Origin of the sequence: Bradyrhizobium sp. SZCCHNR1053 (assembly GCF_032381235.1) — a bacterium.
GTDB lineage: Bacteria > Pseudomonadota > Alphaproteobacteria > Rhizobiales > Xanthobacteraceae > Bradyrhizobium.
The window spans coordinates 1-23,340 of record NZ_JAUHJM010000021.1 but is presented as its reverse complement, the minus strand read 5'-3'; the positions used below and the strand labels follow the sequence as shown (position 1 = coordinate 23,340).

Annotated in this window: 19 protein-coding genes and 1 pseudogene; 9 read left to right on the top strand and 11 right to left on the bottom strand. The window is 61.1% G+C overall.

The genetic code is table 11. From position 1 onward, the window contains the following. Positions 1 to 671: 671 nt before the first annotated feature. Positions 672 to 1,043, bottom strand: a complete 372-nt coding sequence (locus QX051_RS28900) for a c-type cytochrome (protein WP_315778459.1) — start codon at positions 1,041 to 1,043, stop codon at positions 672 to 674. A 213-nt stretch (positions 1,044 to 1,256) separates the two neighbouring features. Here QX051_RS28900 and QX051_RS28895 point away from each other — a divergent pair, with 213 nt between their 5' ends. Then, the gene (locus QX051_RS28895) at positions 1,257 to 2,429 is read left to right on the top strand and encodes an FIST N-terminal domain-containing protein (RefSeq protein WP_315778458.1); all 1,173 of its coding nucleotides are present in this window, start codon (positions 1,257 to 1,259) and stop codon (positions 2,427 to 2,429) included. Beyond that, positions 2,426 to 3,778, top strand: coding sequence for a hybrid sensor histidine kinase/response regulator (locus tag QX051_RS28890; protein ID WP_315778457.1), 1,353 nt, complete (start codon positions 2,426 to 2,428; stop codon positions 3,776 to 3,778). Before QX051_RS28895 ends, QX051_RS28890 begins: the two co-directional genes overlap by 4 nt. On the opposite strand, the gene QX051_RS28885 is transcribed toward QX051_RS28890, so the two are convergent. The 6 genes from QX051_RS28885 to QX051_RS28860 all read right to left on the bottom strand — a co-directional run bounded on the left by QX051_RS28885 (position 3,732) and on the right by QX051_RS28860 (position 10,801). Continuing rightward, positions 3,732 to 4,466: a response regulator transcription factor gene (locus QX051_RS28885; protein WP_315778456.1), complete on the bottom strand. Its 735-nt coding sequence runs from the start codon at positions 4,464 to 4,466 to the stop codon at positions 3,732 to 3,734. The genes QX051_RS28890 and QX051_RS28885 overlap by 47 nt on opposite strands. 210 nt (positions 4,467 to 4,676) lie before the next feature. Continuing rightward, positions 4,677 to 5,366, bottom strand: a complete 690-nt coding sequence (locus tag QX051_RS28880) for a response regulator transcription factor (protein WP_315755223.1) — start codon at positions 5,364 to 5,366, stop codon at positions 4,677 to 4,679. 71 nt (positions 5,367 to 5,437) lie between these two features. Further along, positions 5,438 to 6,652 carry a c-type cytochrome gene (locus QX051_RS28875; RefSeq protein ID WP_315778455.1) on the bottom strand — a complete coding sequence of 405 codons (1,215 nt, stop codon included), beginning with the start codon at positions 6,650 to 6,652 and terminating at the stop codon, positions 5,438 to 5,440. Positions 6,653 to 6,794: 142 nt separating this feature from the next. Next, positions 6,795 to 8,486, bottom strand: coding sequence for a PQQ-dependent methanol/ethanol family dehydrogenase (locus QX051_RS28870; RefSeq protein ID WP_409998150.1), 1,692 nt, complete (start codon positions 8,484 to 8,486; stop codon positions 6,795 to 6,797). Between the two features lie 370 nt (positions 8,487 to 8,856). Continuing rightward, a complete protein-coding gene (locus QX051_RS28865; protein WP_315778453.1) occupies positions 8,857 to 9,411 on the bottom strand; it encodes a hypothetical protein in 555 nt (184 codons plus the stop codon). Positions 9,412 to 9,580: 169 nt separating this feature from the next. Beyond that, positions 9,581 to 10,801, bottom strand: coding sequence for a glycosyltransferase (locus QX051_RS28860; protein ID WP_315778452.1), 1,221 nt, complete (start codon positions 10,799 to 10,801; stop codon positions 9,581 to 9,583). 101 nt (positions 10,802 to 10,902) lie between these two features. Here QX051_RS28860 and QX051_RS28855 point away from each other — a divergent pair, with 101 nt between their 5' ends. From QX051_RS28855 to QX051_RS28845, 3 genes and pseudogenes are all read left to right on the top strand, one after another. Further along, a complete protein-coding gene (locus tag QX051_RS28855) occupies positions 10,903 to 11,778 on the top strand; it encodes a DUF6502 family protein (protein ID WP_315778451.1) in 876 nt (291 codons plus the stop codon). Continuing rightward, complete coding sequence (locus QX051_RS28850; protein ID WP_315778450.1) at positions 11,775 to 12,974, top strand: hypothetical protein; 1,200 nt, start codon at positions 11,775 to 11,777, stop codon at positions 12,972 to 12,974. The genes QX051_RS28855 and QX051_RS28850 overlap by 4 nt, the downstream gene beginning before the upstream one ends. 1,139 nt (positions 12,975 to 14,113) lie before the next feature. Beyond that, positions 14,114 to 14,386, top strand: a pseudogene (locus tag QX051_RS28845) (ATP-binding protein); the annotation flags it as partial. A gap of 1,554 nt (positions 14,387 to 15,940) precedes the next feature. On the opposite strand, the gene rfbA reads toward QX051_RS28845, so the two are convergent. From rfbA to rfbC, 4 genes are read right to left on the bottom strand one after another with little or no spacing between them, the layout of a single operon-like run. Further along, positions 15,941 to 16,816 (bottom strand): glucose-1-phosphate thymidylyltransferase RfbA, encoded by an 876-nt coding sequence (gene rfbA / locus QX051_RS28840; protein WP_315778449.1) that lies wholly within the window; start codon positions 16,814 to 16,816, stop codon positions 15,941 to 15,943. A gap of 3 nt (positions 16,817 to 16,819) precedes the next feature. After that, positions 16,820 to 17,725, bottom strand: a complete 906-nt coding sequence (gene rfbD, locus QX051_RS28835) for a dTDP-4-dehydrorhamnose reductase (protein WP_315778448.1) — start codon at positions 17,723 to 17,725, stop codon at positions 16,820 to 16,822. Between the two features lie 8 nt (positions 17,726 to 17,733). Continuing rightward, positions 17,734 to 18,783, bottom strand: coding sequence for a dTDP-glucose 4,6-dehydratase (gene rfbB / locus QX051_RS28830; protein ID WP_315778447.1), 1,050 nt, complete (start codon positions 18,781 to 18,783; stop codon positions 17,734 to 17,736). Positions 18,784 to 18,785: 2 nt separating this feature from the next. Next, positions 18,786 to 19,373, bottom strand: a complete 588-nt coding sequence (gene rfbC, locus QX051_RS28825; protein ID WP_315778446.1) for a dTDP-4-dehydrorhamnose 3,5-epimerase — start codon at positions 19,371 to 19,373, stop codon at positions 18,786 to 18,788. A 643-nt stretch (positions 19,374 to 20,016) separates the two neighbouring features. Here rfbC and QX051_RS28820 point away from each other — a divergent pair. The 4 genes from QX051_RS28820 to QX051_RS28805 form a co-directional block, all read left to right on the top strand. Beyond that, positions 20,017 to 20,742 (top strand): LuxR family transcriptional regulator, encoded by a 726-nt coding sequence (locus QX051_RS28820; RefSeq protein WP_315774297.1) that lies wholly within the window; start codon positions 20,017 to 20,019, stop codon positions 20,740 to 20,742. A gap of 313 nt (positions 20,743 to 21,055) precedes the next feature. After that, positions 21,056 to 21,664 carry an acyl-homoserine-lactone synthase gene (locus QX051_RS28815; RefSeq protein WP_315733680.1) on the top strand — a complete coding sequence of 203 codons (609 nt, stop codon included), beginning with the start codon at positions 21,056 to 21,058 and terminating at the stop codon, positions 21,662 to 21,664. 51 nt (positions 21,665 to 21,715) lie between these two features. Beyond that, a complete protein-coding gene (locus tag QX051_RS28810) occupies positions 21,716 to 21,925 on the top strand; it encodes an MbtH family protein (RefSeq protein ID WP_315774298.1) in 210 nt (69 codons plus the stop codon). A 49-nt stretch (positions 21,926 to 21,974) separates the two neighbouring features. Then, positions 21,975 to 23,340: condensation domain-containing protein (locus tag QX051_RS28805; protein ID WP_315778445.1), on the top strand; the 1,366-nt coding region annotated here is incomplete at its 3' end.

Sequence of the window (23,340 nt, the reverse complement as noted above, 5' to 3'; positions counted from 1 at the left end):
TCGATTGAGTTCGTTGCGGTTTGTTCGGATCGTTTCTGGTGCGAGACTGGTGCGGCCCGTCGGGGGCAACATCCTCTCTAGGCTGAAACAGGGGTTCGATTCCCTAGAGAACCTTAAGATCACTTGGCAATCAGGGGGGCCACCTCGTGTTGTCCGGAAGCCATCATTGGTACACAATGCATTTTCCGAGAGCTGGCAAACGCTGAGTCCTCAAGAAAAGACCGGCTGGAGGCTTGTCTGGGCCATAGAGCCTTCCTGCACACAAGCGGCTGAGCTTCGCGATTGGGAAGTCCCGCCCCGTCTAACTGAGGGAGTGTCGGTCAAACTCCCCCGTCAGATAACGACCTTCCGCCACTTGCAGCGCATGATCGTCTCGGTGTTGCCGGATGGATTGATGCCGGTGCCGACAATGACTGTGCCATCGGCGGCGACGCGTTTGTGCCGGCCTGAGATATTCATCCCGGAAGCAGTCGGCGGACAGGAATCGATCGCATACCAGTGGCCGCAGTCTGGCGAACCGCGTTCTGACGCGGGAAGCAGGAAAACGCGAGAGTGTTGCCCCGCAACAGCCGCCCTTTGCGGGTCAACGTGGAGAGCAGAGTACAGATTCTGTAACGAGTGCAGTTAACGCGTAAGGAGGCCTTGCGGTAGCGTAGGCATCCCCGGCTGCGCTATTTCAGCGTCGACAGATAGGCGACGACGTCGGCCCGCTCCTTCGCGTCCGCCAATCCCTTGAAATACATCTTGACGCCGTGAACGTCCCCGCGCGGATCGGCGATATAGGCATCCAGCGCGGTCGTGGTCCAAGGCGCGCTGTTTTTTTTCATGCCCTCGGAATAGGCGTAGTCCGGTACAGCCGCCGGTTGCCGTCCGACGATGTTCCAGAGGCTCGGGCCGACCTTGTTGATGCCTATCTCGGCAGAGTGGCAATTCTGGCAGATGCGCTGGAAGATGTCCTTCCCAGCGACGGGATCTCCATCCAGCGCCTGGGCGCTCGACGCCAGACTTGCGAGAACAACGACAAGAGCGATGCGGCGGAGCATGCGAATCCTTCCCTTTTGATCCGGAGCGGGCGCGGGCCAGCCCCGCGGCCAGGCCGGTGAGCAGATCGGTGCAGATGATCTGACGACAGCCCGGCCCAAGTCCTTGTTCTGGATCAAGCCGCGCAGTTGCCGTTGCTGCTCAATTGGCTTAATCTTCTAAAAAAACGAACGATCACCAACACGAAACCCAAGTGTCGTTCTGGGAGGTGCCCGGTGGGAGACGCCGATCCTCGGCCCGCGCGTCCGTCTGGCGTGATTGCGGCGAAGTCGAAGGCTGCGACGGAGGCCGCCGCGGCGGCCGACATCTGCGGCCAGTTGCCGGCTGACGGCTTGGCCATGGTGCTGATCTTCCTGTCGCCCCACTACGACCCAAACGCGTTCATGGCGGAAGTGACGACCCGTCTCGCAGACATCCCCGTGTATGGTTGTACGACGGCTGGAGAGCTGTCGCCCGATGGCTGGGACGACAACAGCGTCGTCGCTCTCGGCTTTGCCGCCGATGATTTCACGGTATTCGCACAGCCCATCTTCGGGCTGTCGGGCTTCCGCGTCGACGAGGGCCGCCGCCTTGGCATCCAGTTGAGGCAGGATCTGTCGCGGCACGGCGGTCGCGACGATGACGGCGTGTTCGGGCTCGTCCTGATCGACGGCATGTGCCAGCGCGAAGAGGCGATCATGTCGGCGATCTATGCGTCGCTCGACAATATCCCCCTGGTCGGCGGGTCGGCCGGCGATGGTCTGCGCTTCGAGCGCACCTGGGTCTTTCACGACGGCAAAGCGCATACGGACATGGCGGTGCTGATCCTGATCAGGACGTCATTGCCGTTCCGGCTGTTCAAATGTGACAATTTCGAGCCCACCTCGACCAAGATGGTGGTGACGGAGGCCGATCTCGAACAGCGTATCGTCAAGCAGCTCAATGCCGAGCCGGCGGCGGAAGAATATTGCCGCGCGGTGGGCATCGCGGATTCCGAGCTCGACCCGTTCCTGTTTGCTGCCCATCCGGTGCTGGTGCGCGTCGGCGGCTCCTATTTCGCGCGCTCGATTCAGCGCGTCAGCCCTGACGGCTCGCTGCGGTTCTTCTGCGCGATCGACGAAGGAATGGTGCTGACGGCGGCAAGGTCGCGCAACTCCGTGGCCGCCGCCCGCGAGATGCTGGCCGAGGTTCGAGACGACATCGGCGAGGTCTCGATCTTCATCGGTTTCGAGTGCATCCTCCGTCGTCTCGACGCTGAGCAGCATCAGTTCGCGCGGGAAATGTCCGAGCTCTATCGCGATAACCGGATCGTCGGGTTCCATACCTATGGCGAGCAGTACGGTTCAATGCACGTCAATCAGACGCTGACCGGCGTCGCGATCGGCAAGCGTCCAGGGGCGCAGCAATGACTGTTGCCGGGTCTCCGGAAGACCTGCAGCGCGAGGCGGCCAAGCTCAGGAAGATCAATGCCGCACTGATGTCCCGGGTCGAGCGCTCGATGGACCAGCAGTTCAATGCGTTCTCACTGTTCGAAACGGCGATCGCACTCGATCAGCAGGTACGCGAGCGGACGCGGCAGCTGCGCGATGCGCTGCGTTCGATCGAAACGGCCAACAAGGACCTGTTTCGGGCCAAGCAGCAGGCCGAAGCGGCCAGCTCCCTGAAATCCTCGGTTCTCATCTCCGTCACGCATGATCTGCTTCAGCCACTCAACGCGGCGCGGCTGACGCTGTCGACCTTGGCGGACGAAGTCTCGTCCGATCGTGGCACAGCCATGGTCGGCCAGGTCGACCATTCGCTGGCCATGCTGGAAGATCTGCTGCGATCCCTGCTGGAGATTGCCAAGCTCGATGCCGGAGCCCTGCGGCCCGATGTGAGGCCCGTTCTGATCTCGAGCCTGTTCGAGCCGCTCGAACGCGAATTCGCCCCGATCGCGGCCAAACGCGGGTTGTCCTTGCGCATTTGTCCCTGCTCGGTCGCGGTGGTCTCGGATGCTATGATGCTGCGGCGCATCTTGCAGAATCTCCTCGCGAACGCTCTGCGCTACACGCGGCGAGGCGGCGTCGTCATGGGATGCCGGCGCGGACCGGGGGCAAGCCGGGTTCGCATCGAGGTCTACGATACCGGCCCTGGCATTCCCAAGCCGCAGCAGGAGGCGATCTTCCTCGAATTCCAGCGCGGTCATTCGAGCGCCGAGGACCAGGCCGGCTTTGGGCTCGGCCTGTCGATCGTCCGTCGCTTCGCCAATGCATTGGACCATGAGGTCAGGCTGGCTTCGCGGGTTGGCCATGGATCCACATTCAAGCTCGCGCTCGACCGGGCAGACCCGGCAGCCGTACCGCCGGATCCGCATCCTGCTGAGCACGTCGAGCACGATTATGGCGGGCTCGAAGGCGCCAAGATCCTGTTGATCGAAAACGACCTGGCCACCGCCGATGCCATGGTCGGTCTGCTGGAAAAATGGGGCTGCGACGTCGTGGCCACGGTCTCGTCGAAGGACGCGCTGCGGCGCCTGAGTGCGCTCGGGGCCGCCCCCGAGGCGATCATTGCCGATCTTCACCTGGATGGCGACGAGAGCGGGCTTGCCGCCATCCGGGACATCCGGCAATTCCTCAGCCGAGATGTTGCGGCCATGATCGTCACCGCTGACTATTCCGAAGATGCAGCCAGGGAAGCGAGCCAATACGGGCTCGAGATCCTGACCAAGCCGGTCAGGCCTGCGGAGCTTCGCGCGCTGTTGTCGTTCCTGCTGTCATGAGCGCGTCAACGCCGCTCGCCCGCGCCGGCATGCGTGGCCCGCTGATGAGGTTCACGAAGTCGATCTTTTCCATCTCGATGATGGCCTTGGTCCGGCTCATCACGCGGAGCTTTCGCAGGATCTCAGAGACGTGGACCTTCACCGTCGTCTCGCAGATCCCGAGCTCGAAGGCGATCTGCTTGTTCTGCAGTCCGCGGCGGATCAGGTCGAGCACGCGCAGCTGCTGCGGCGTCAGCTCGTGAAGACGCTTCAGGAGATCTTGAGCGGGAAGTCGGCCACGGCGCACGCCGGCGCAGAGGGAGCCACCTTCAACGTGGACCTCGCCGCGCAGCACCGCCTTGATCGCGTCGGCCAGTTGCTGCTTCGAGGTTGATTTCGAGATGTAGCCGGAAACACCCAGCGCGAGAACATGGGCGACGAGGCGCGGGTCCTGATGCGCGGAAACCACCAGGATCGGTGTGCGCGGCGCGGTCTTGCGGATGCGGATCACGCCGGAGAGCCCGGTCGTTCCGGGTGTTGAGAGGTCGAGCAGGATCAGGTCGAATCTCGGAGACGATGACAGAAGATCGACGGCCATGTCGATGGATGTTGCCTCGCGCATCTCGGCATCAGCCAGAGCGGCGCGGATCGCGCTCTCCAGCGCCTCGCGAAACAGCGGATGGTCCTCGACGATGAGCAATCGAGCCACGTGCCTGTCACCCCCCGGCCGGATCGGAGATCCGGTTTGTTCATTGTCGCGGATCTGACATTCAAACCAGTGCGCGCGCTGCGTCTTCGGAAGAACGTCAGGGCCGGAGCATCACCGATAGCGCGTCGGTCGGCCTCAATCAACGACCAAGACGCCATCAACGGTGCGACGCCTGCGGCGGCCGTGACCTCCTGCAGCGCAGCAATAGCGCTACGGGTGCTTTCTGCGCGAGGCGTTGCGCGATCCCTGGCGGTCGGCCGGAACGGGCAGCGCGATCTTGCCGATCTCGATAACGGCCTTGTTGCGGCTGAACAGGCGGAGTTTTCTCAGGATCTCCGTGATGTGCGCCTTGACGGTCGACTCCGCGAGCTGAAGCTCGCCCGCGATTTCCCGGTTCTGATAGCCACGCCTGATCAGGTCGAGGACGCGAAGCTGTTGCGGGGTCAGCTCCTCGAGGCGCGCCTGCAGCGCGCGGGCGGAGCCGTTGCCGTGGCGCTCGGCCACGGGCACGAAGTCCTTCGGGACCGAGATCGAGCCGCTGAGCACGCGCTCAATCGCGGACGTCAGCTCACGCTTCGAGGTCGACTTCGGCAGATAGCCGGCGGCGCCGAGCGAAAGCGCCTCGCGCACGACGTTGAGGTCTTCATCACTGGAGACGATCGCGACCGGAAGCCGGGGATGCGTGGCACGAAGCCGCAGGAAGCCCGAGAAGCCCACGGCATCGGGCAGCGTCAGGTCGAGCAGCGCCAGGTCGATGTCGGGTTCTAGCGCGAGGGTGTTGAGCGCATCGGCAATCGACAGCGCCTCGAAGATCTCGGCGTCAGGATGCGCCAGACGCACCGCATTGCCGAGGGCTTCGCGAAACAGCGGATGATCGTCGATGATCAGAAAGCGCGTCATGTCCGCCCCCTCACTTGCCCCCTGCACGCGCCGGGTGATCCGGCAGATCGAGCGGCCGGTGTCCGCCTCCTTCAATTGGCCGTTTCGGACGACTGCACGGTCCGCAGGAACGCATAGATGCTCTCGAACTGCTCGTCGGTAAAGACCTCCTTCCAGGCCGGCATGCCCTTGGACGGACGGCCTTCATGCACGGTGGTCCAAAACTTGTCGCGCATATCCTCGCCATAACGGGTCTGCAGCCGCCGCAGGTCGATCTTTCGTTCCGCCTGCACGGCGTCCGGTCCATGACAATGCGCGCAGGTGCCGTTGAAGATCTCCTTGCCGGCGCTGACCGCCTCGGTCTTGGAATCGCTCGCAGCAGCCGCGTCCGAAACCCTGATCACGGCCGCCTCGGCGACCGGCTGGCGGAGAAGCTGAGCAGGGCCGGCCAGCGAGGCCAGCTTGATTGGGCCAGGCAGCGCGCCGAGCCTGATCGGTGGTTCGTTCGGCAGCCCGTATTTGCCAGCCAGCTTGGCTATCAGCGGTGCGAGTTGCGGCAAGGCGGCGTCGATCTGATCGCGCAGCTGCGTGGAGCTCTTGGCAAAGCCGATCGCGGCATCCCAGGACAGACCGTCGCCTTCGACCGGCTGGATCCTGAAGCTGCTCTCGTAGGTCGTCTTGTTCAGCCAGCCTGCAACCGGTCCCCAGACGAAGGCGACGTCGGCCTTGCCCTGTGCCAGCGCCGCCAAGCCTTCGTTCGGCGTCAGCACCGTCACCTTCTCGATGTCGTCGCGCTGGGCCAGCAGATTTTGCGGCGTGGTCTGGTATTGCACGGCGACGCGCTTGCCTCGGAGGTCGTCGATGCTGTGGACGACGAGCGTTCCGCGGCTGACAAGCGCGTAGGTCTCGGTCGCGATCTTCTTCGAGAAGATCACCGTCGGTCCCATGAAATCCGAGGACAGCGGCAGGCCGATCATCGCGTCGCACTGCTTGCCGAGCAGCGTCACGCGCACGGTTCGCTTGCCGAAATAGGATTTGTACCAGTCATACGTCACGGGCCGTCCGAGCTGCTGTGACAGCGCCTGGCCGACCTCGAGGTAGAATCCCGGCTGCGTTGGATTGTCGCTCGAGAATGGAAGATTGGTCGGATCCGCACAGAGCCGCAGCGGGTCCGCCTCGTTGGCCAGGCCCGCCGACGATGCGGCCAGCACGGTGGAGGCCACCAAGGCGACGAGTGCCGTCGCGCTTGCTGCCAGTTCGGCGGCGGCCCGCCACTTCGAGCCAGTCTGACGGCGATTCAGGCGCATCCTCGATCCCTCGGGTCTTGTTTATCTGTTTGTACGGTTCGGTCTCGCGGCCGGGCCGTCTTCGTCCGCTTGATGCGGATTGGCTAAACGCTGCGCGTGTCCCCGCGGCCGGGGGCACGCGCAGCCGTCGCGAGCGTTGCGGCTATTGGATCGCGAACACGAACAGGGCGCCGCCCTCGGGAGCCGCGTTCGTCATCTTCTTGCCGATCTCGCCCAGGAACGCCGGGATCGAGGCGGTGCGGCCGACGACGACAGCTACGTACTGCTTGCCGTCGACGGAGTAGGTCACTGGACCGGCGCCGATGCCGGAGCCGAGATTGCGCTTCCACAGGATATTGCCGGTCTTGGCGTCGATGGCGCGGAAATCGCCGTGCAGATTGCCGGAGAACACCAGGCCGCCGGCGGTGCTGAGCGTGCCTCCGTTGAACGGAAGGTCTTCCTGGATCGACCACACCTTCTTGTTGTTCACGGGATCCCAGGCAATGAGCTCACCGAGGAAGCCGCCGGGGCCTTCCTTGGTCGGGAATTCCGCACCGAGATAGAACACACCGCGCTTGTACGAGACGTCGCTGACCGACCAGTCCATGCAGACATTGTTCGCCGGGATGTAGACCAGCCCGGTGTCCGGATTGTACGACATCGGCTGCCAGTTCTTGCCGCCGATCAGGTTCGGGCAGACGTCCTTGACGGGATGTCCAGGGCCCGGCCGTTTGTCCGGATCCTCGACCGCGCGCAACGTCGAGATGTCCCATTTCTGCGCCCAGTTGGCGAAGACGTACTTCTCGGCCGAGATCACCTTGCCGGTCTCGCGGTTGGCCACGAAGAAGAAGCCGTTGCGATCGGCCTTCATCAGCGTCGGGACAGCCGCACCGCCAACCTTGAGATCGGCGAGAATAGCCTCGTTGACGCCGTCATAGTCCCAGGCATCGGCAGGCGTCGTCTGGATGTGCCACTTGATCTTGCCGGTGTTCGGATCGAGCGCCAGCGTGGACGCCGTATACAGATTGGTCAGCTTGCCGAAATCGCCATTGCCGGTCGAGCGCACAGCGGTGTTCCAAGGACCGGGGTTGCTGGTGCCCCAATAGACCGTGTCGCTCTTCGGATCGTAGGAGCCGACCAGCCAGGCCGCGCCGCCGCCATGCAGGCCGGTGTCGCCCTTCCAGGTCTCGCTGCCGGGCTCGCCGGGCGCAGGCACGGTATAGGTCTGCCAGACCAATTTGCCGGAGTTGATGTCGTAGGCCTGCAGCGAGCCGCGCACGCCGTACTCGCCGCCGCCGAAGCCGGTGATGACCTTGTCGCGCACGACCAGCGGCGGCGAGGTGATCACCGAGCCCTGCTTGTAGTCGACCACCTTGGACGTCCAGAGCTCCCTGCCGGTGGCGGCATCGAGCGCGGTCAGCTTGCCGTCGAGCCGGCCGACGAACAGCTTGCCGTCGGCATAGGAGATGCCGCGGCTGTTCACGTCGCAGCAGGCATATTGCAGCGTATCGTCCGGAATGTCCGGCTCATAGGTCCATTTGCGCGCGCCGGTCGCGGCATCAAGCGCATAGACGTATTTCGGCCCCCACGACGTCGAGACGTAGAGCGTGTTGCCGATCACGATCGGCGAGGCCTCGTTCGAGCGTAGCGAGGCCAGCGAGAACGAATAGACCAGCGACAGCTTGCCGGCGTTCTCGGTGTTGATCTCCTTGAGCGGGCTGAACCGGGTGTTGCCGTAATCATGGCCCGCCATCGCCCAGGCCCCGGGCTCGCCGGCGGCCTTCAGCGCCGAGTCGTTGGCGCGGACGCCAAGCGTGCCGGCGACGAGGAAGGCAACCGTCGAGATGCCAGCCAAGAATCTCCTGCTCGTGAAATTCATCAGTTCCCTCCGCATATTTCTTTGTTGTGGCACGTGCGCGCCAAGCCCCAGATGTGCAGTCGCGCTGCAAGCATCGGGAGCGATTACAGCATCAGCTCTGCCAGGCTCTCATAGGCGGAAGGTAGTAGGCCGTGGGGCCGCCATTGAACGTCGATTCTCCAGCAGTTTCGCAGGCTTATGAAGTCCGGACGCCAAATGTCCGACTTCAAAACGATGGTCAATCGCGTGATTAAGGAAGCGGGTATCGACAAATTCACGATACGTGACTTGAGGCGCAGCTTACGCACCGTCATGCCGCGCGCGTCTACGTCCCATCAATAAAAAAGCCCGCCGGCAATCTGGGCCATCAGCGCGAGAGCAGGGGTGGTCCGGCAGAGGGCAGCGGACGAGGCACTGACGACTGCACAGCCGCTGACTGTGCCCTGGGTTGCGAGGGTTTATGCTGCGGGATCGGGGCCGCCTGCTGCTGGGACAGCGACGAAGGCGGGGTTGTTGACATTCTCTGTCTGATGTCGTCTGCGACAGCTTGCAGCGTCGCAATGCTCTGGGTCATCTGTTCTTGCTTGGCGGTGAGTTGCTCGACGCTGCGCCGCACGACATCGAGATTGAACGCCAGGGGCTCAAGCTGCTGCATCGGGTCCGGGACAGTTGCAGCAATGGCTGGCGACTTCGTCGTCGAGACGGATAACAACCAGCCCAGCGATGGAGCCCGGGCCACCACCGTGTCCCTTGCTGCGTTACCGTAGGACTGCCAGGCAAGGGTGGCGCCGATACCGATGAGAACTGCAATAACGAGCCGGGCAAGGGTGTGGAGTGTTCGCCTGCCAATCGACGGCCGGTCGCTCGCGATATCGTCGTCCTTGAGGCCGGAGGGGCGAGGAGAACGGCCAGGCGGTTTCATGGGCTTTCCAATCCGCGGATCGAATCGGCCGTTTGGATCGCGCGCAGGCCCGTCCCACGCATTCTCTACGAGAGGTATGCTTTGCGAGTACATAAGTAGCTCCTTCCTGACTATTCACGGATCGTGATCGCGAGCTGAGCCTGCGCGACGAGTTTCAGCACAATCAGTCTCAGCAATGTCGATTTTCCGGACCCGTTCCGATTGTTCCGGGGCGTGAAGCCAGGGTCGACCGGCTTGATGCCTTGGTCATCACGGCATGGCGATAGACAGTTTCGATTCCCTTCCCGAAGGCGTCGACGGAATATTGCGTCGTTGCGCGAAGCCGGGCGGCATGGCCCATGCGCCAGCGCCGCTCCGGATCGCGGAGCAATGTTTCGATCGCTTCCGCCAACCGAACATGATTGCCGGGTGGAACGGTGATGGCCTCGATGCCGTGGCGCGCAACGCGTGGAACGGCCGTGTCAAGCCATGTATTGATGATCGGCCGTCCCGCCGCCATCGCTTCCAGTTGAGCGATGCCAAACGTTTCCGCATTGGTCACGGACGGCAGGACAAAGACGTCCGCTGTACACATGAGACTGGCGAGTTTGGCCTTCGGAGCGGAGCCGAGCAGGCGGACGCGATCCGCGACGCCGAGGCTATGAATCATTCGTTCAAGCCGTGCCCGTTCTGGACCCTCGCCGATGATCCAGACCTCAAAGCGGTGGCCGACCGCCGCTCGCACCAGCACATCGAAGCCCTTGTAGGGGACGAGTTGCCCGCAAGCCAGCACGAGCCGTCCACGATCGCGTTCGGCAGCGTCATTGTCGCGCGGCTCCGGCCAATCGTACTTCGAGGCATCGACGCCGAACGGAACGACGTGACATTTCTCAGCGAATTCCTGCAGCAGCGGGCTGCTGTACAGCAGAATGGCATTGGACACGATGATTGCGTCCGCCTGCCGCAGCGTCCGGCGCAACAGCGGCTTCATAAACCACCTCAGTCCGGCATGCGAAACGATGTCCGCATGGTAGTGCACGACCAAAGGTCGATCGCGGCCCAACCCCAGGGCGAGCATGAGATCGGCGAGCGAAAACGGTGCATGAAGCGCGAGCAGATCGTGATCGGCGACCTGGCGCCACAACCGCAGCGGATAAGTCGGCGCGGCCGGAAGCGAACCTACATCGCCGAACGAGCGCACGCGCTCGATCGTTACGCCGTTCACGACGATGCGCCGTTGCCCGTTCGACTTGGAGCAGACCAGCACGCAGGCGGTGAACGCGTCTTTCAGTCCTGCGCATATGTCGCGGATCACCGACGGGGCTCCGCCGAACAGGTCAGGATAGCAGTCATTGAAGATGTGAAGCACCGAGAGGCGCCGAGAGGGAGCGAGCATGGCCGAACTCTCCATGACTGAGCGCCTCCCTTATATGTGGGAAAATTTCACACGTCAATTGATCTCGACGGAAAAGTGGGATTGTATCCCACGGGACTCGCCGCTACAATTTCGCCATGAACGCCAAATCCCGGAGATCGAAGTCGGCTTCGCATCAGCCGATTGCGGCGGCGAGCCTGCGCGCGCCCTTGGCGCGCCTGCTGCGCCCGCTGGTGCGGCTATGCATCCGCGGCGGAATGACATTTCCTGAGCTGGCTCAGCTGTTGCGAGAACTCTTCGTCAATGTTGCCGAGCACGACTTTGCCCTGGAGGGAAAGGAGCAGACCGACAGCCGCGTGAGTCTGCTCACCGGAATTCACCGCAAGGAGGTTGCGCGGCTGCGCGGCGCCGGTGCGCCGGTCAATGAAACGCCTGCCACTCTGTCGCTGACCAGCGCGATCATGGCACGCTGGCTCGCCGCTCCGGAGTTCACGGACGCGAACGGCGATCCGCTGCCCTTGCCGCGCATGGCCAGTGGCGATGCGCCCTCGTTCGAGCAACTCGTCAGTTCGATCACGAAGGATGTCCGCCCGCGCGCAGTGCTGGATGAATGGCTGGACCGCGAACTCGTGACCATCAACGGCGATGAAGAGATCGTGTTGGTGGATACCGGCTTCGTTCCGCGCGGCGACGACGAGCGCAAATGGCACTATCTCGGCCGTAACCTGCATGATCATATCGCGGCAGCCGCCGAAAACGTATCCGGGCCAGCACCCCGTTTCCTCGAACGCGCGGTGCACTATGACGGCCTTTCAGCCAAGCTCGCAAGACGTCTCGAAGGGCGTTCGCGCGAACTGGCCATGGACGCCCTGAAGATCGCCAACCGGGAAGCAAACCGCGCGCTCGCCAGGGACAAGGGCGGCGACCACCGCTGGAATTTCGGCATCTACATTTACAGCGAAGGTCCGGACGACGCGGCGAATGGTGATGCTGACGAAGGCGGCTCGTCATGACCAAGCAGCCCGTCATCTCGCGCCGCTCGTTGCTTATGGGACTCTGGCTTGCCGGATCGTCCTCCGCCTGGGCGCAGGTGCGCCGCGGCAGCGATCAGGGTATCGGCGGCACCGGTATCACGCGTGGCCACGATCAGGGCATCGGCGGCACCGGCATTGTTGGCGTCATTCAGCGTTTCGGCAGCATTTTCGTCAACGGCCAACGCATCAGCTATGCGCCGAACGTCCCGGTGCGGATCGATGGCGAACCGGTATCGGCGAAGGCGCTCAAGATCGGACATCTGGCCCGTGTGCTGGCGCTGCCGCAGGCGAACGGTTCGCTGATCACCCGCGGCGTCAACGTGGTCAGCGAGGTGATGGGGCCTATCGAAAGCGTCAGGGACGGCGAGATGACCGTGCTGGGCCAGCGGATCATAGCGGCCGGCCACGAAAGCTGGCGCCGTCCGGGCGCCAATGTCGCGGTCTTCGGGGTGCGCCGCATCGACGGCGTGATCGTCTCAAGCCTGGTCGAGCAACGCCTTAACGCGACAACGCGGGTTTCCGGACCACTCGAACGCGATCGCGGCGGCCTGCGAATAGGCGGGTTGCGACTCAACGGCGCCGATGCCGCACTCGTCGGACAACGTGTTCAGGCTGAGGGCCGCGTTACGCAAGGCGTGATGCAGATCTCGCGCATAAGGGCTGACGACCTCTCTGATTTCTTCGGCGCGAACCGTCTGTCGATCGAAGGCTATGTCCGCCGCGTCGGCAGCTATCTGCAATTCGGCTCGGGCTATGTCGCGCATGACAATAGTCGCTTCGCATCCTCAGGCAATGCCCGCGTGGTCGTGAACGCCACCTTTGACAGTTCCCGTGGCTTGCGGGTTGAATCCATCCAGTCCGTCAACAAATTTCCGGGTGACTCGATCCAAGGTACGAGATCCGAGCAAACTCCGGGCGCGACGCCCGGCGGCTCGGACGTCCCGGGCGGCGCTACTGTGCCAGGCGGCGGTCCTCCCGGGCTGGGCGGTGGCGGTCCTCCCGGCCTTGGCGGCGGCGGTCCTCCCGGCCTTGGCGGCGGCGGTCCTCCCGGCCTTGGCGGTGGCGGTCCTCCCGGCCTTGGAGGCGGCGGTCCTCCCGGTCTTGGCGGCGGGGGTCCTCCCGGCCTTGGCGGCGGCAGTCCTCCCGGCCTGGGCGGCGGCCGCGGCCGGCGATGAACAACGAAGATTTGGCAGAGCGGGCGAGAGGCGCGCGCTCGCAGCGTCGTCCAGCTTCGCTATGCGATTCATCGCGAGCAACTTGCGCTGCGAACTACTAGCCCGAGTTCGCGGATTCGCGCTTGAAAATAGGGATTTTGCGATTTTTTGGCGAGCTAAGTAATTGATCTGCAAAGGGTGGGGTGTTCGATTTCGGGCGAGAATGGTTGTAGTGAAGACCTCCCCGATTCCCAAGGGCGTGGCGATGCGGGGTGGATTCGCCGCGCGATGTTTCTGCGACGCACGGAGCGACGAGCCCGCGGCTGAGCAGAATATGAACAACCCGACGGCGCTCGCGGCTCTGGCGAGCGCCGTCTCGCAGACAGTGCGGCGACAGAAGATTGGCTGAGTTTCCGCTGATCGGCGGAGAGACGTTTGGTGGATCGAAGCGGATGCGGAGAGCACGCTATCTTGCCGGCGATGACAACTCGATTGAGACGTCGAGCGCGCTATTGTGTCTGTGTTGCCCCGCGATCCTGACGAGGACATGTGCGCCCGCTTGGCAGGCGGGGCTGAGCACGGACTCCCGGATGGACCACCAGATGTCATCACCGCGAGATCACGACGGAAGCCGGACCAATGCTATGTTGTCGACCGCTCATGTGCAGCCGTGTAGTATCGAACAGAGAAGACGATCATGTCGAATAAGAAGGCGGAGAGACGCCCGATGTAGGCGTCCGGCTGCTGCACATGGCCTCAGATCTTGACATGATCGGCCGGCTTCCAGCTCCACGGCAGCACGTCGCCGTTGTGAGCCATCGGACGCCGAACTTGGCAGTGTTTCCGCACGAACGAAACGTGGACGTATCTGGTGCGCCGAGCCCGCAATGGCAAAATCACACAAGCCGTTCATTGAGATCGCTGGTGGGCCCGGCAGGACTCGAACCTGCAACCAGACCGTTATGAGCGGGCCTGCTTGCTCGAAGGTCTCGGAGAACATTGACGTTTTTCGTGGCGTCGCCTCACGAGCTTCCACGTTCGTTCACCCTGTAGCGGTGGTCAATCGGTGGTCGAATTCTGAGGGGCGGCGCACAACGTCGGTCGACGAGCCAATTAGCAGTAAGTAGGTCTCGGCTTGACGCTGCTCCCTTTCTCGGACGCTCTACGAGCACGCCTCCGTAATTATCACCACCAATCTTGCTTTCGGCGAATGGCTCAGCGTGTTCGGCGACGCCAAGATGATAACCGCGCTGCTTGGCCGGCTGACCCATCACTGCGACATCGTCGAGACCGGCAACGACGGTTGGCGGTTCAAAGGCCGAGACGACGATCACGCCACCATCTCGCCTCCGATATTCCAGTCGGCTCCGACAAGACGAGCGCTATCGCCAAAACCCGCCGCGCAAAGGGCGAAGATAGACACACCAGAGTAGTAAGGCCTAGAGTCGCATGGCGCCGAAATCTCAAAAACCCGCAACCCAATAGCAGGCGGGTCGAGGTTTGCGTCTTCATCGGGCCTGGGGCATCAGCTGCGTCTAGTATTCCAGATATCGGGCTCGGCTTCGGCTTGAGAGCGAAATTGGTCCCGTAACTCAATTGAAGCTAAAGGAATTTTAGTCCATCTCCGGCTTCTCGACCGAGCGCAAAAATGGAACAAAAACCCGAACAATCCGGGATTTCCGGTCCAAAAGTCCCAGAATAAGTCCCAGACTTGGATTCATCGTTTTTGGGAGGTTCTCGGCGCAACGGCCACCGCCCAAAGGGACGGAGGCCGTGTTTTTCACGTCCTGGCTGGCCCGCAAGGCGGCCGATCGAGCAATGTTTCGTACACGCCGATTTTCCGTCGCAGCTCCCCGACTGCGTCAATGGAGGCGCCCATCGGGTACAGGGAGGGCGCCGATTTCAGGCTTTCGAGCCGGCGTCGTCTATCGGAAATTCGCGCACGCCAATTGTCGCAGAAGCCGCACATAGTGGCCTCGTCTGATTGGGTTTCGGATGTTCGAACTTCCCAAGCGGCGCGCTGGGGTCCCGTCGATCAGGCGATCTGCGGCGCGCAGACCAATTCAGCAGCTTTAAGCGGCCTCGGCGCGAGACCTGAACAGCTAGGGTCCATATATCCCATTTTGGACGACGAAACAAACAATTCCCTGGGCTGCGCCTCCTCCGAGGACCCTTGTCGGCCCTCGATAGAGCCGCAAGTGCGGCCCCGGAAGCGCCGCTCGCTCTCTGACCGAGAACCGAACTGCGACGAGCTGATTGCGACGTATAGCCCGCGCACCCGCATCAAGCGTCCTTCCGATTGCGAGTCAACTTGCGTCAACCACGACTCGGTTATTCGAACATTTCTTGATCAACCGTGGCCGCGTGGGCGAAAGAGAAGAGCGTCGACCCGGCTAAACTCAAGGTGCGGTCGTAGCGCTCGATCCGAAGATTGTCGTGCCATGATGAGCCATCCATCATGATCTGATATTGGCCTAGAAGTGGGCGTTCTTAGCCTCGAGCCAGGTGCCATCGATGAGATGGAAATACACCCATAGTCCCTCCGAAGAAGGTCTCCGGCCAACGACCAAAAGCAGAAACCCCGGAAGATGGTGGGCGGATCGGCGGACCTTCTCGGCGAGGCTCGTCGGGTCGTTGGAGGAAGGGGTGTCAGTCAAGAGCATTGAATAGTAAGCGGTTTTCGAACCTTGGCTTATAAAGCTACGGTCCTAGCTACGGTGCACGCGAGCGACCGTAGCTTCGACAACTGGGCATTTGCGCAATTTAAGCGAGCCGCGGGTCGGGCCGTCGAGAGCATGGATGAGAAGGGACGAGCACAGCAGGGCACCACACCTGGTCTAGTGATTGCAAAACGGCTCTTCCGGGACAAGTTGACACAAGACGTTTGCGGCGAAGCACGTTTCTAGCTCGCCGAGGCCTGTCGAACACACGGCGCGCGCCATCAATCAACGCGAATCGTCGAACGTCAATCTCGGAACGCGCGCGTATCAGAGAGCAGCTGCCTTGGCGAGAGCCTGCACGTATCTGGCGTAGTCGCTCTTGCCGAGCGCTGCCCCCAGCCGCTCCAGCTGCTTCTGCTCGATGAAACCCTGTTTGAACGCGATCTCCTCCGGACAGGCGATGCGAAAGCCTTGCCGTTTCTCCAGGGTCGCGACGAAGTCCGCGGCGGCCATGAGACTGTCGGGTGTTCCAGTATCCAACCAAGCGAAGCCGCGGCCCATTTGCTCAACAGCGAGCAGCCCTCGTTCCAAATAGACCCTGTTGACGTCGGTAATCTCAAGCTCCCCTCGCGCGGAGGGAACAATGCTGGCGGCAATTTCGACCACCTGGGGATCATAAAAATATAGCCCCGTCACGGCAAAGTTCGATTTTGGAGTTGCGGGTTTCTCTTCTATCGAAGTTGCTTGTCCTGTGCTGTCGAAGCCAACCACGCCGTACCGTTCGGGGTCGGCGACATGATAGGCAAAGACCGTCGCACCGAACCGGCGGCCAGCGGCCCTGACAAGCATGTCCGGCAGACCATGGCCAAAATAGATGTTGTCGCCCAAGATCAAGGCTGACGATTCGCCGCGCACAAAATCTGCCCCGATAATGAAGGCTTGAGCCAGGCCTTCAGGTTTGGGTTGCACGGCATAGGATAGCGTCAGTCCCCATTGCCCGCCGTCGCCCAGCAGGGACTGAAATAGCGGAAGATCGCCCGGTGTCGATATAATCAGTATGTCCCTGATACCCGCCAGCATCAATGTCGTTAGCGGGTAGTAGATCATTGGCTTGTCGTAAATCGGCAGGAGCTGTTTGGACACCACCAACGTCATGGGATAGAGGCGGGTGCCGGTTCCGCCAGCCAGAATGATGCCTTTCAAGATCTACTCCAAATTGGCGTGAGCGGGATCGCACAGGCGATCGAGGCAGATTCGCAAGGATTGCGATGAGTGAGGCAGGCGCAGCCCGAAGACGGAGTTCAATCTGTCGCAGTTCAGACGGGAATTCGCCGGCCTAACAGCGGCCGTCGGATAGTCCTTCGTCGAGATCGCCTCAACACGGGCTGGACAATCTCGTCTCGTTGCGAGGTCGAGGACGATGCGTCTGGCGAACTCGAACCAGCTCATTTCGTCAGGACCCGCCAGATGCGTGACGCCGCCATGACCAGACTGCCAGCCCGAACCCGCGATCTGCCGAGCGACGGCAATGATGGCATCGGCGATGTCGGGCGCGTAAGTGGGGCAGCCGATCTGGTCGTTGACGATACCCAATCGATCCCGTTGCCGGGCGAGCCGCATGACCGTCTTTACGAAATTGTTGCCATAGGGCGCGTAGACCCATGAAGTTCGCAAGATCAGGTAACGATCGGTGGCAGACGCCACCGCGACTTCGCCGGCGAGCTTCGATCGACCATATACGCTCTGCGGCGAAGTCGCGTCGGTTTCGACGTAAGGAGCCGGATTCTTGCCGTCGAAAACGTAATCCGTCGACAGATGGATGACGGGAACATCCAATCGACTTGCTGCTGATGCGACCGCACCAGCTGCCTTGGAATTGATCGAGTAGGCCAGATCCGGTTCCGTCTCCGCACGATCGACAGCGGTATAGGCGGCAGGATTTACAACGATGTCTGGCGAGAACTCCGCCAAAGCCCTTTCAATCTGTTCGATGCGCAACAGGTCGAGGTCGGAGCGCGTGGAGCATCTGATCGTGATGTCGGGGTTCGCTGCGGCAGCTTCCCGCAATGATCGAGCGACCTGACCTTCGCTCCCAATAACATATAGACGCATCGTTCTGCTCAATGTCGACCAAGACCTAGTCGCTCGCCACGGTATACGTTTTCGCGCAGCGGCCTCCACCACGCGGGATGCTCAAGATACCATCTGACCGTCTTTTTGATGCCGCTTTCCAGAGTCTCCTCAGCGCGCCAACCCAGAGCCGTTTCGAGCTTTGTTGCGTCGATGGCGTAGCGCAAATCGTGACCCGGACGATCCTCGGTATAGGTGATCAAGCCGTCGTGCGAATGTGCGGGCCCACGCAGTTCGTCAAGGCATGCGCAGACTTGTCTTACCACCTCGATGTTGGAGCGTTCGTTGCGACCGCCGACATTATAGGTCTCGCCTGGAACTCCCTTCTCGAGGATCAAGCCCAGTGCGCGCGCATGATCCTCAACAAACAGCCAATCCCGGACATTGAGACCATTTCCATAAACCGGCAACGGCTCCCCGTGCAGAGCGTTGAGGACCATCAACGGAATGAGCTTTTCAGGAAATTGATAGGGCCCATAATTGTTTGAGCAATTGGATACAATGACGGGCACCTCATAGGTTCTGTGCCAGGCCTTTGCAAGATGATCAGACGCGGCCTTCGTCGCTGAGTAGGGGGAACTCGGATCATATCGCGTAAGTTCGGTGAAAAGTCCGGTCTCTCCCAACGAGCCATAAACTTCATCGGTAGAAACGTGGACGAACCGAAATCGATCGGCGAGCAGGGGATTATGGTCGAGATGGCGGCGCGTGGCCTCCAGCAGGGTGAAGGTGCCTACAACGTTTGTTTGGACAAATGCATTTGCGCTGGTGATCGACCTGTCAACGTGGCTTTCTGCTGCAAGATGAACGACGGCAGTCGGTCTATGCTTGATGAAAATCTTCTGCAGGGCATCTGCATCGCAGATGTCGGCCCTCTCGAACGCATAGTTGGGATGCTCGGCAACCAGCGCAAGCGAGGCCAAATTGCCGGCATAGGTCAATTTGTCGACGACAACGACCTTGAGGCCAAGGTCAAAAACAAAATGCCGACAAACCGCCGAGCCGATAAATCCTGCTCCGCCCGTGACAAGAACGTGCATGTTCAGTGGCTCCCCTGCGCATTCTTGAAGGAAGAGAAAACGGAGAAGGGAGAGACAACGGAACTGAGTCGAGGATTCCGCTGATCCTTTTCAGACAAAATGGGCTCGCCTGCTAATCGCCAATCGATTGCAAGATCCGGATCATCCCAGGCGATCCCTCGCTCAAGATCCGGGGCCCAATAGTCGGTCACCTTATAAATAACCTCGACTGGTGCTTCCAAGGTCACATAGCCATGAGCGAAACCTGGGGGTACCCACAATTGCTTCCAGTTCGCCGCTGACAACTCGATCGCTACATGACGTCCGTAGGTCGGTGATCCTCGCCGGATGTCCACGGTCACATCCAGGATCGATCCTCCGACGCAACGAACGAGCTTGCCCTGGGCTTTGGGAGGCAGTTGAAAATGAAGTCCGCGCAGCACCCCGCGTTCGGCGGAGAAGACATGGTTCTCCTGGACCAGATCGTCCATCACGCCGTGTGCCCTCAGATCATCCTTGCGGAAGGTCTCCGAAAAAAACCCCCGATGGTCACCACGCCTTGAGGGGACGATGAGAACAAGACCATCGATTTCGAAATGCTGAAAATCCATTTCACACCAAGCTCATTAGGTGCCAGCACCAGGAAGCTTCCGTCCGATCGCGCGACAATAGCGGGAAGCCGCATCTTTGCAAGGCGCGTCCAGTCGCGAGTGACCCAGCGCGCTCAAGACCGAGCCCCCCCCCGCGGCATCTCGTTAGCACCAACAGCAGCACCACCAAACTGATGCCTGATCTGCTCATGAAAATGAAAATTGGATTCATCAGCTCGATTAGGCCGCGGCTTTGCGACGCAGCTACGAGAACTCGCAGCAATGCTGTTCCAAATCTGATTGTCGTGCAATTTTCATTTGCAACCTCTGAATGCGTCGAGGTACTATCAACTTCAGGGCATCGTTCGTGAGCTCGGCGGAATCCTTAGCTTCGGATTCGTCTGATGGTGGGGATGTGAAGCTTGGAGAGTCGTTATGCAGCCTATCCTCGTTCATAAACCATTATGAATGCTGTGGTGGCAGCTCAGGAAGGCACGAATTCAAGTAAGTAACCAACGGTCAATAGTCACGATGATCTTCACCGCCAACGCAATGGTCCGACGGCAACATCACCAACAGGGACCAGAAGTGTCGCCGTATCCCCCAAATCGGTTATGGATCAGCTCGAAGAAAGGCGCGGCTGTCGTAGGCAAGGGGGTGCGACATGAGGGTATTTGAACAATTCGTTCAAAATCTGACGACATGCGACAACGCGCATGAAATCGAGCGTCTATTGCGACAGACCTTGGATCAGTACGGCTTTCCATGTTTCGCTTATCTAAGCTTCACGCCGCGAGGTGACGAAGACGATACACTGGCAATGACGACGTATCCGAGTTCCTGGGTGGAGCGGTACTGTGCAAATCGGTACGACAGGATCGATCCGGTGATCGCCCGCTCGGTTACAACGACGCTTCCCTTCGCTTGGTCGGCTGATCGATTTGATGCAGGGCTGACCAACAGGCAGAAGGGGCTTCTAAAAGAGGCCAGCGAGTTCAACATTCGACGTGGTGTCACGATTCCGATCCATGATCGCCAGGGTAAAGTTGCCACACTCACGCTCTCGGCTGGCAATTCCCGTCCGGCGTTCGAATCCCAAGTCGAGAAATACCGCCATCAGCTGCATCTCATTGCGATCTACCTGTATGCGCAATTGCGTGACGTAACGCCATCGCCCACGTCATCGCCTCGCCCATACCTGACACAGCGCGAGAGGGTCTGCCTGCAATGGGCAGCTCGCGGAAAGAGCGCTTTGGACACAGCGGAAATCATAAACGTCAGCCGACGAACGGTTGTCTTTCACACCCAGAATGCCAAGCGCAAGCTCGGAGTTGCGACCGTGCAACAGGCGGTCGCCAAGGGACTGGCGTACGACATCATCAGCATGTAGCCGTTCGTCGAGCGGTCCGAAGTGCCGCGACCTTGGAGTGGCCGCGCCTGGGCTTGCAGATGCGCGTCTTGATAGCGTCGCTCTCCGTAGCGTCGCTCTTCGAGGTCACTTGGTGTCGCATCCGTCTATCGTGTCGGCACCACCCGTTGTGGCCGCGTCGGTGCATAGCGCAGCATGTTCGCGAGCTACCGACGCCGACTCTAGGGCAGTCCCCAAACACGGGATACCTGCAAAGGTAGACAGCTCGAGCTGATGTTGGCGCCGGGTCATACTCCAGCCTGACGGACGGCACGAGGACGGCACGAGGACGCCAATGATACGAATTGTCACGAAGGACAATGCAGAACGCCACATCAGCGGTAGCGGTTTGTATCAAATGCATCGTCTTCGGAAGGCGGTCTTCAAGGACCGGCTCGGTTGGGACGTCATCGTAAGCGGCGAACTTGAGGTTGACGAATACGACGCCTTGCGGCCTCGCTATCTGCTCTCGATGGACAGACACGGCATCCTGAACGGTTGCGTCCGCCTCCTGCCGACGACCGGTCCGAATATGCTTCGCGATATCTTTGCGTCCCTTGTGACCAAGGCAGCCGTGCCTCGCGGAGAACGCGTGTGGGAAGCCAGCCGATTTGCAGTGAGCGGGAACACCGGCGGCACTCAATCGGGCATATCACAAGCGACCTACGATCTGCTGATCGGAGTTCTGAAATTCAGTTTGTCGAACGGCATAAACACGATCGCTTGTGTCGTCGACGTGCGTATGGAGCGAGTCCTGCGGCGGGCTGGCTGGCGACTCGAGCGCCTCGGCCCCGCGCGCCGAGTCGGCAACACCATCGCCATGGCCGGACAGCTTGACGTGTCTACACAAATCCTTCGACAGCTTGAAGCGCGTGTGGGCCTCGCGCACGCAGCCGCGGCCTGATCGTGGGCGCACGACTGAAGTCATCCCCTAGTCGAGATCGGAGCACGAGACGTGAGTAACCCTTTCGATGATCAGGGCGGCACCTTCGTCGTCCTGCTCAATGACCAAGGTCAACATTCGCTCTGGCTCGCAGCTGCGGAGATTCCGGCCGGCTGGTCCGTGGTCTACGCACAGAACAGCCGCCGGGCCTGCATCGACTACATCGACACAAACTGGACGGACATGCTTCCGAGAGCCCGCGCTGATAGCCATCCGGCATAGCCGCAGACTCGATCATCCGTCTAAGGCATAATACATGGTTGGGGAAGCCGTGAACGCGATTAACGAACCTTCACAGGTATTGCCACTCTCCGCGGCTCAGACGGGCATGTGGTTTGCGCAGAAGTTCAGTTCGCCGGACTCGATATTCAATCTTGCGGAGTCCATAGAGATACACGGTCCGATTGATCCCCCGCTGTTCGAGGCGGCCTTGCGGCAAGCCGGGATGGAAGCGGAAACCGTGCGAGTGCGGTTCATCGAGCGAAGTGATGGAATTCGCCAGATGATTCCCCGCAGATTGGATACGACCTTTCCATTCATCGACGTTAGCTCCGAACCTGACCCGCGGGCGGCAGCAGAAAGCTGGATGATGGCAGAGTTGACCCAACCGGTCGATCTGCTGACAGGGCCGCTTTGGACCTGCGCATTGTTCAAGGCCGCGGCGGATCACTATTTCTGGTATCATCGCAGCCATCACATCGTCATGGACGGTTTCACCGGCGGGCTCTTCGCCCGGCGCGTCGCCGAGATCTACACGGCTCTCACCGAGGGACGCGCTCCCGAACAAGGTACTTTCGGTCCTTTGGCGCTTCTCCTCGAAGAAGAGACCGCGTATCGGAGCTCCGAACGATTTGCACGCGACCGCGAGTATTGGCTGAAGCACTTCGCCGATCGCCCGGTTGCGTTTAGTCTTGCCGATCAGCGAAGGCAAAATGTCGGTGGCCTTCTCCGCCAGACGACCCATCTCGGTGCTGGAAGCGTGAAGGCGATGCGCGCAACGGCGCAGGCCAGCGGCGCAAGTCTCCCACAGATCATGATCGCCGCGATCGCAGCCTATCTCTATCGCGTGACAGGTATTGACGATTTGGTCGTTGGCCTGCCGGTTGCCGCCCGGCCCAAGGGACGGCTGCGGCGTGTTCCCGGCATGGTTGCCAACGCCGTGCCGCTACGTTTGGCGATGAGTTCGAGCATGAGCGCGACGGCACTCATTCGCGATGTGGGAAGGCAGGTCCGCGAAGCGATTCGACACCAGTCCTACAGATACGAGGACCTCAGGCGGGACCTTAGCCTGCTTTCCACCAACGGGCACCTTTTTACCACTGTCATCAATATCGAGCCATTCGACTACGACCTCCGGTTCGGCGGCCATTCCGCAACGACTCACAACCTCTCCAATGGCTCGGCCGACGACCTCGCAATTTTCGTCTACGACCGTGGAGATGGAAAAGGGCTTCGAATTGATTTCGACGCCAATCCCGCCCTTTACACCTCGAACGATCTCGCCTGGCACCAGCAACGTCTCGTGAGGTTGGTCGAGGCAATCGCACACGATCCCAGTCGGCCGATTGGCGCAATCGACATTCTCGACGCGGCGGAGCGGCGTCGGGTGCTGGCGGAGTGGAATGACACGGTGCGCG

What these genes read in the sequence shown, in the direction of transcription:
- QX051_RS28900 (WP_315778459.1), bottom strand. Translation starts at nt 1,043, where the DNA reads ATGCTCCGCCGCATCGCTCTTGTCGTTGTTCTCGCAAGTCTGGCGTCG.
- QX051_RS28890 (WP_315778457.1), top strand. Translation starts at nt 2,426, where the DNA reads ATGACTGTTGCCGGGTCTCCGGAAGACCTGCAGCGCGAGGCGGCCAAG.
- QX051_RS28880 (WP_315755223.1), bottom strand. Translation starts at nt 5,366, where the DNA reads ATGACGCGCTTTCTGATCATCGACGATCATCCGCTGTTTCGCGAAGCC.
- QX051_RS28875 (WP_315778455.1), bottom strand. Translation starts at nt 6,652, where the DNA reads ATGCGCCTGAATCGCCGTCAGACTGGCTCGAAGTGGCGGGCCGCCGCC.
- QX051_RS28865 (WP_315778453.1), bottom strand. Translation starts at nt 9,411, where the DNA reads ATGAAACCGCCTGGCCGTTCTCCTCGCCCCTCCGGCCTCAAGGACGAC.
- QX051_RS28860 (WP_315778452.1), bottom strand. Translation starts at nt 10,801, where the DNA reads ATGGAGAGTTCGGCCATGCTCGCTCCCTCTCGGCGCCTCTCGGTGCTT.
- QX051_RS28855 (WP_315778451.1), top strand. Translation starts at nt 10,903, where the DNA reads ATGAACGCCAAATCCCGGAGATCGAAGTCGGCTTCGCATCAGCCGATT.
- QX051_RS28850 (WP_315778450.1), top strand. Translation starts at nt 11,775, where the DNA reads ATGACCAAGCAGCCCGTCATCTCGCGCCGCTCGTTGCTTATGGGACTC.
- rfbD (WP_315778448.1), bottom strand. Translation starts at nt 17,725, where the DNA reads ATGCGTCTATATGTTATTGGGAGCGAAGGTCAGGTCGCTCGATCATTG.
- rfbB (WP_315778447.1), bottom strand. Translation starts at nt 18,783, where the DNA reads ATGCACGTTCTTGTCACGGGCGGAGCAGGATTTATCGGCTCGGCGGTT.
- rfbC (WP_315778446.1), bottom strand. Translation starts at nt 19,373, where the DNA reads ATGGATTTTCAGCATTTCGAAATCGATGGTCTTGTTCTCATCGTCCCC.
- QX051_RS28820 (WP_315774297.1), top strand. Translation starts at nt 20,017, where the DNA reads ATGAGGGTATTTGAACAATTCGTTCAAAATCTGACGACATGCGACAAC.
- QX051_RS28815 (WP_315733680.1), top strand. Translation starts at nt 21,056, where the DNA reads ATGATACGAATTGTCACGAAGGACAATGCAGAACGCCACATCAGCGGT.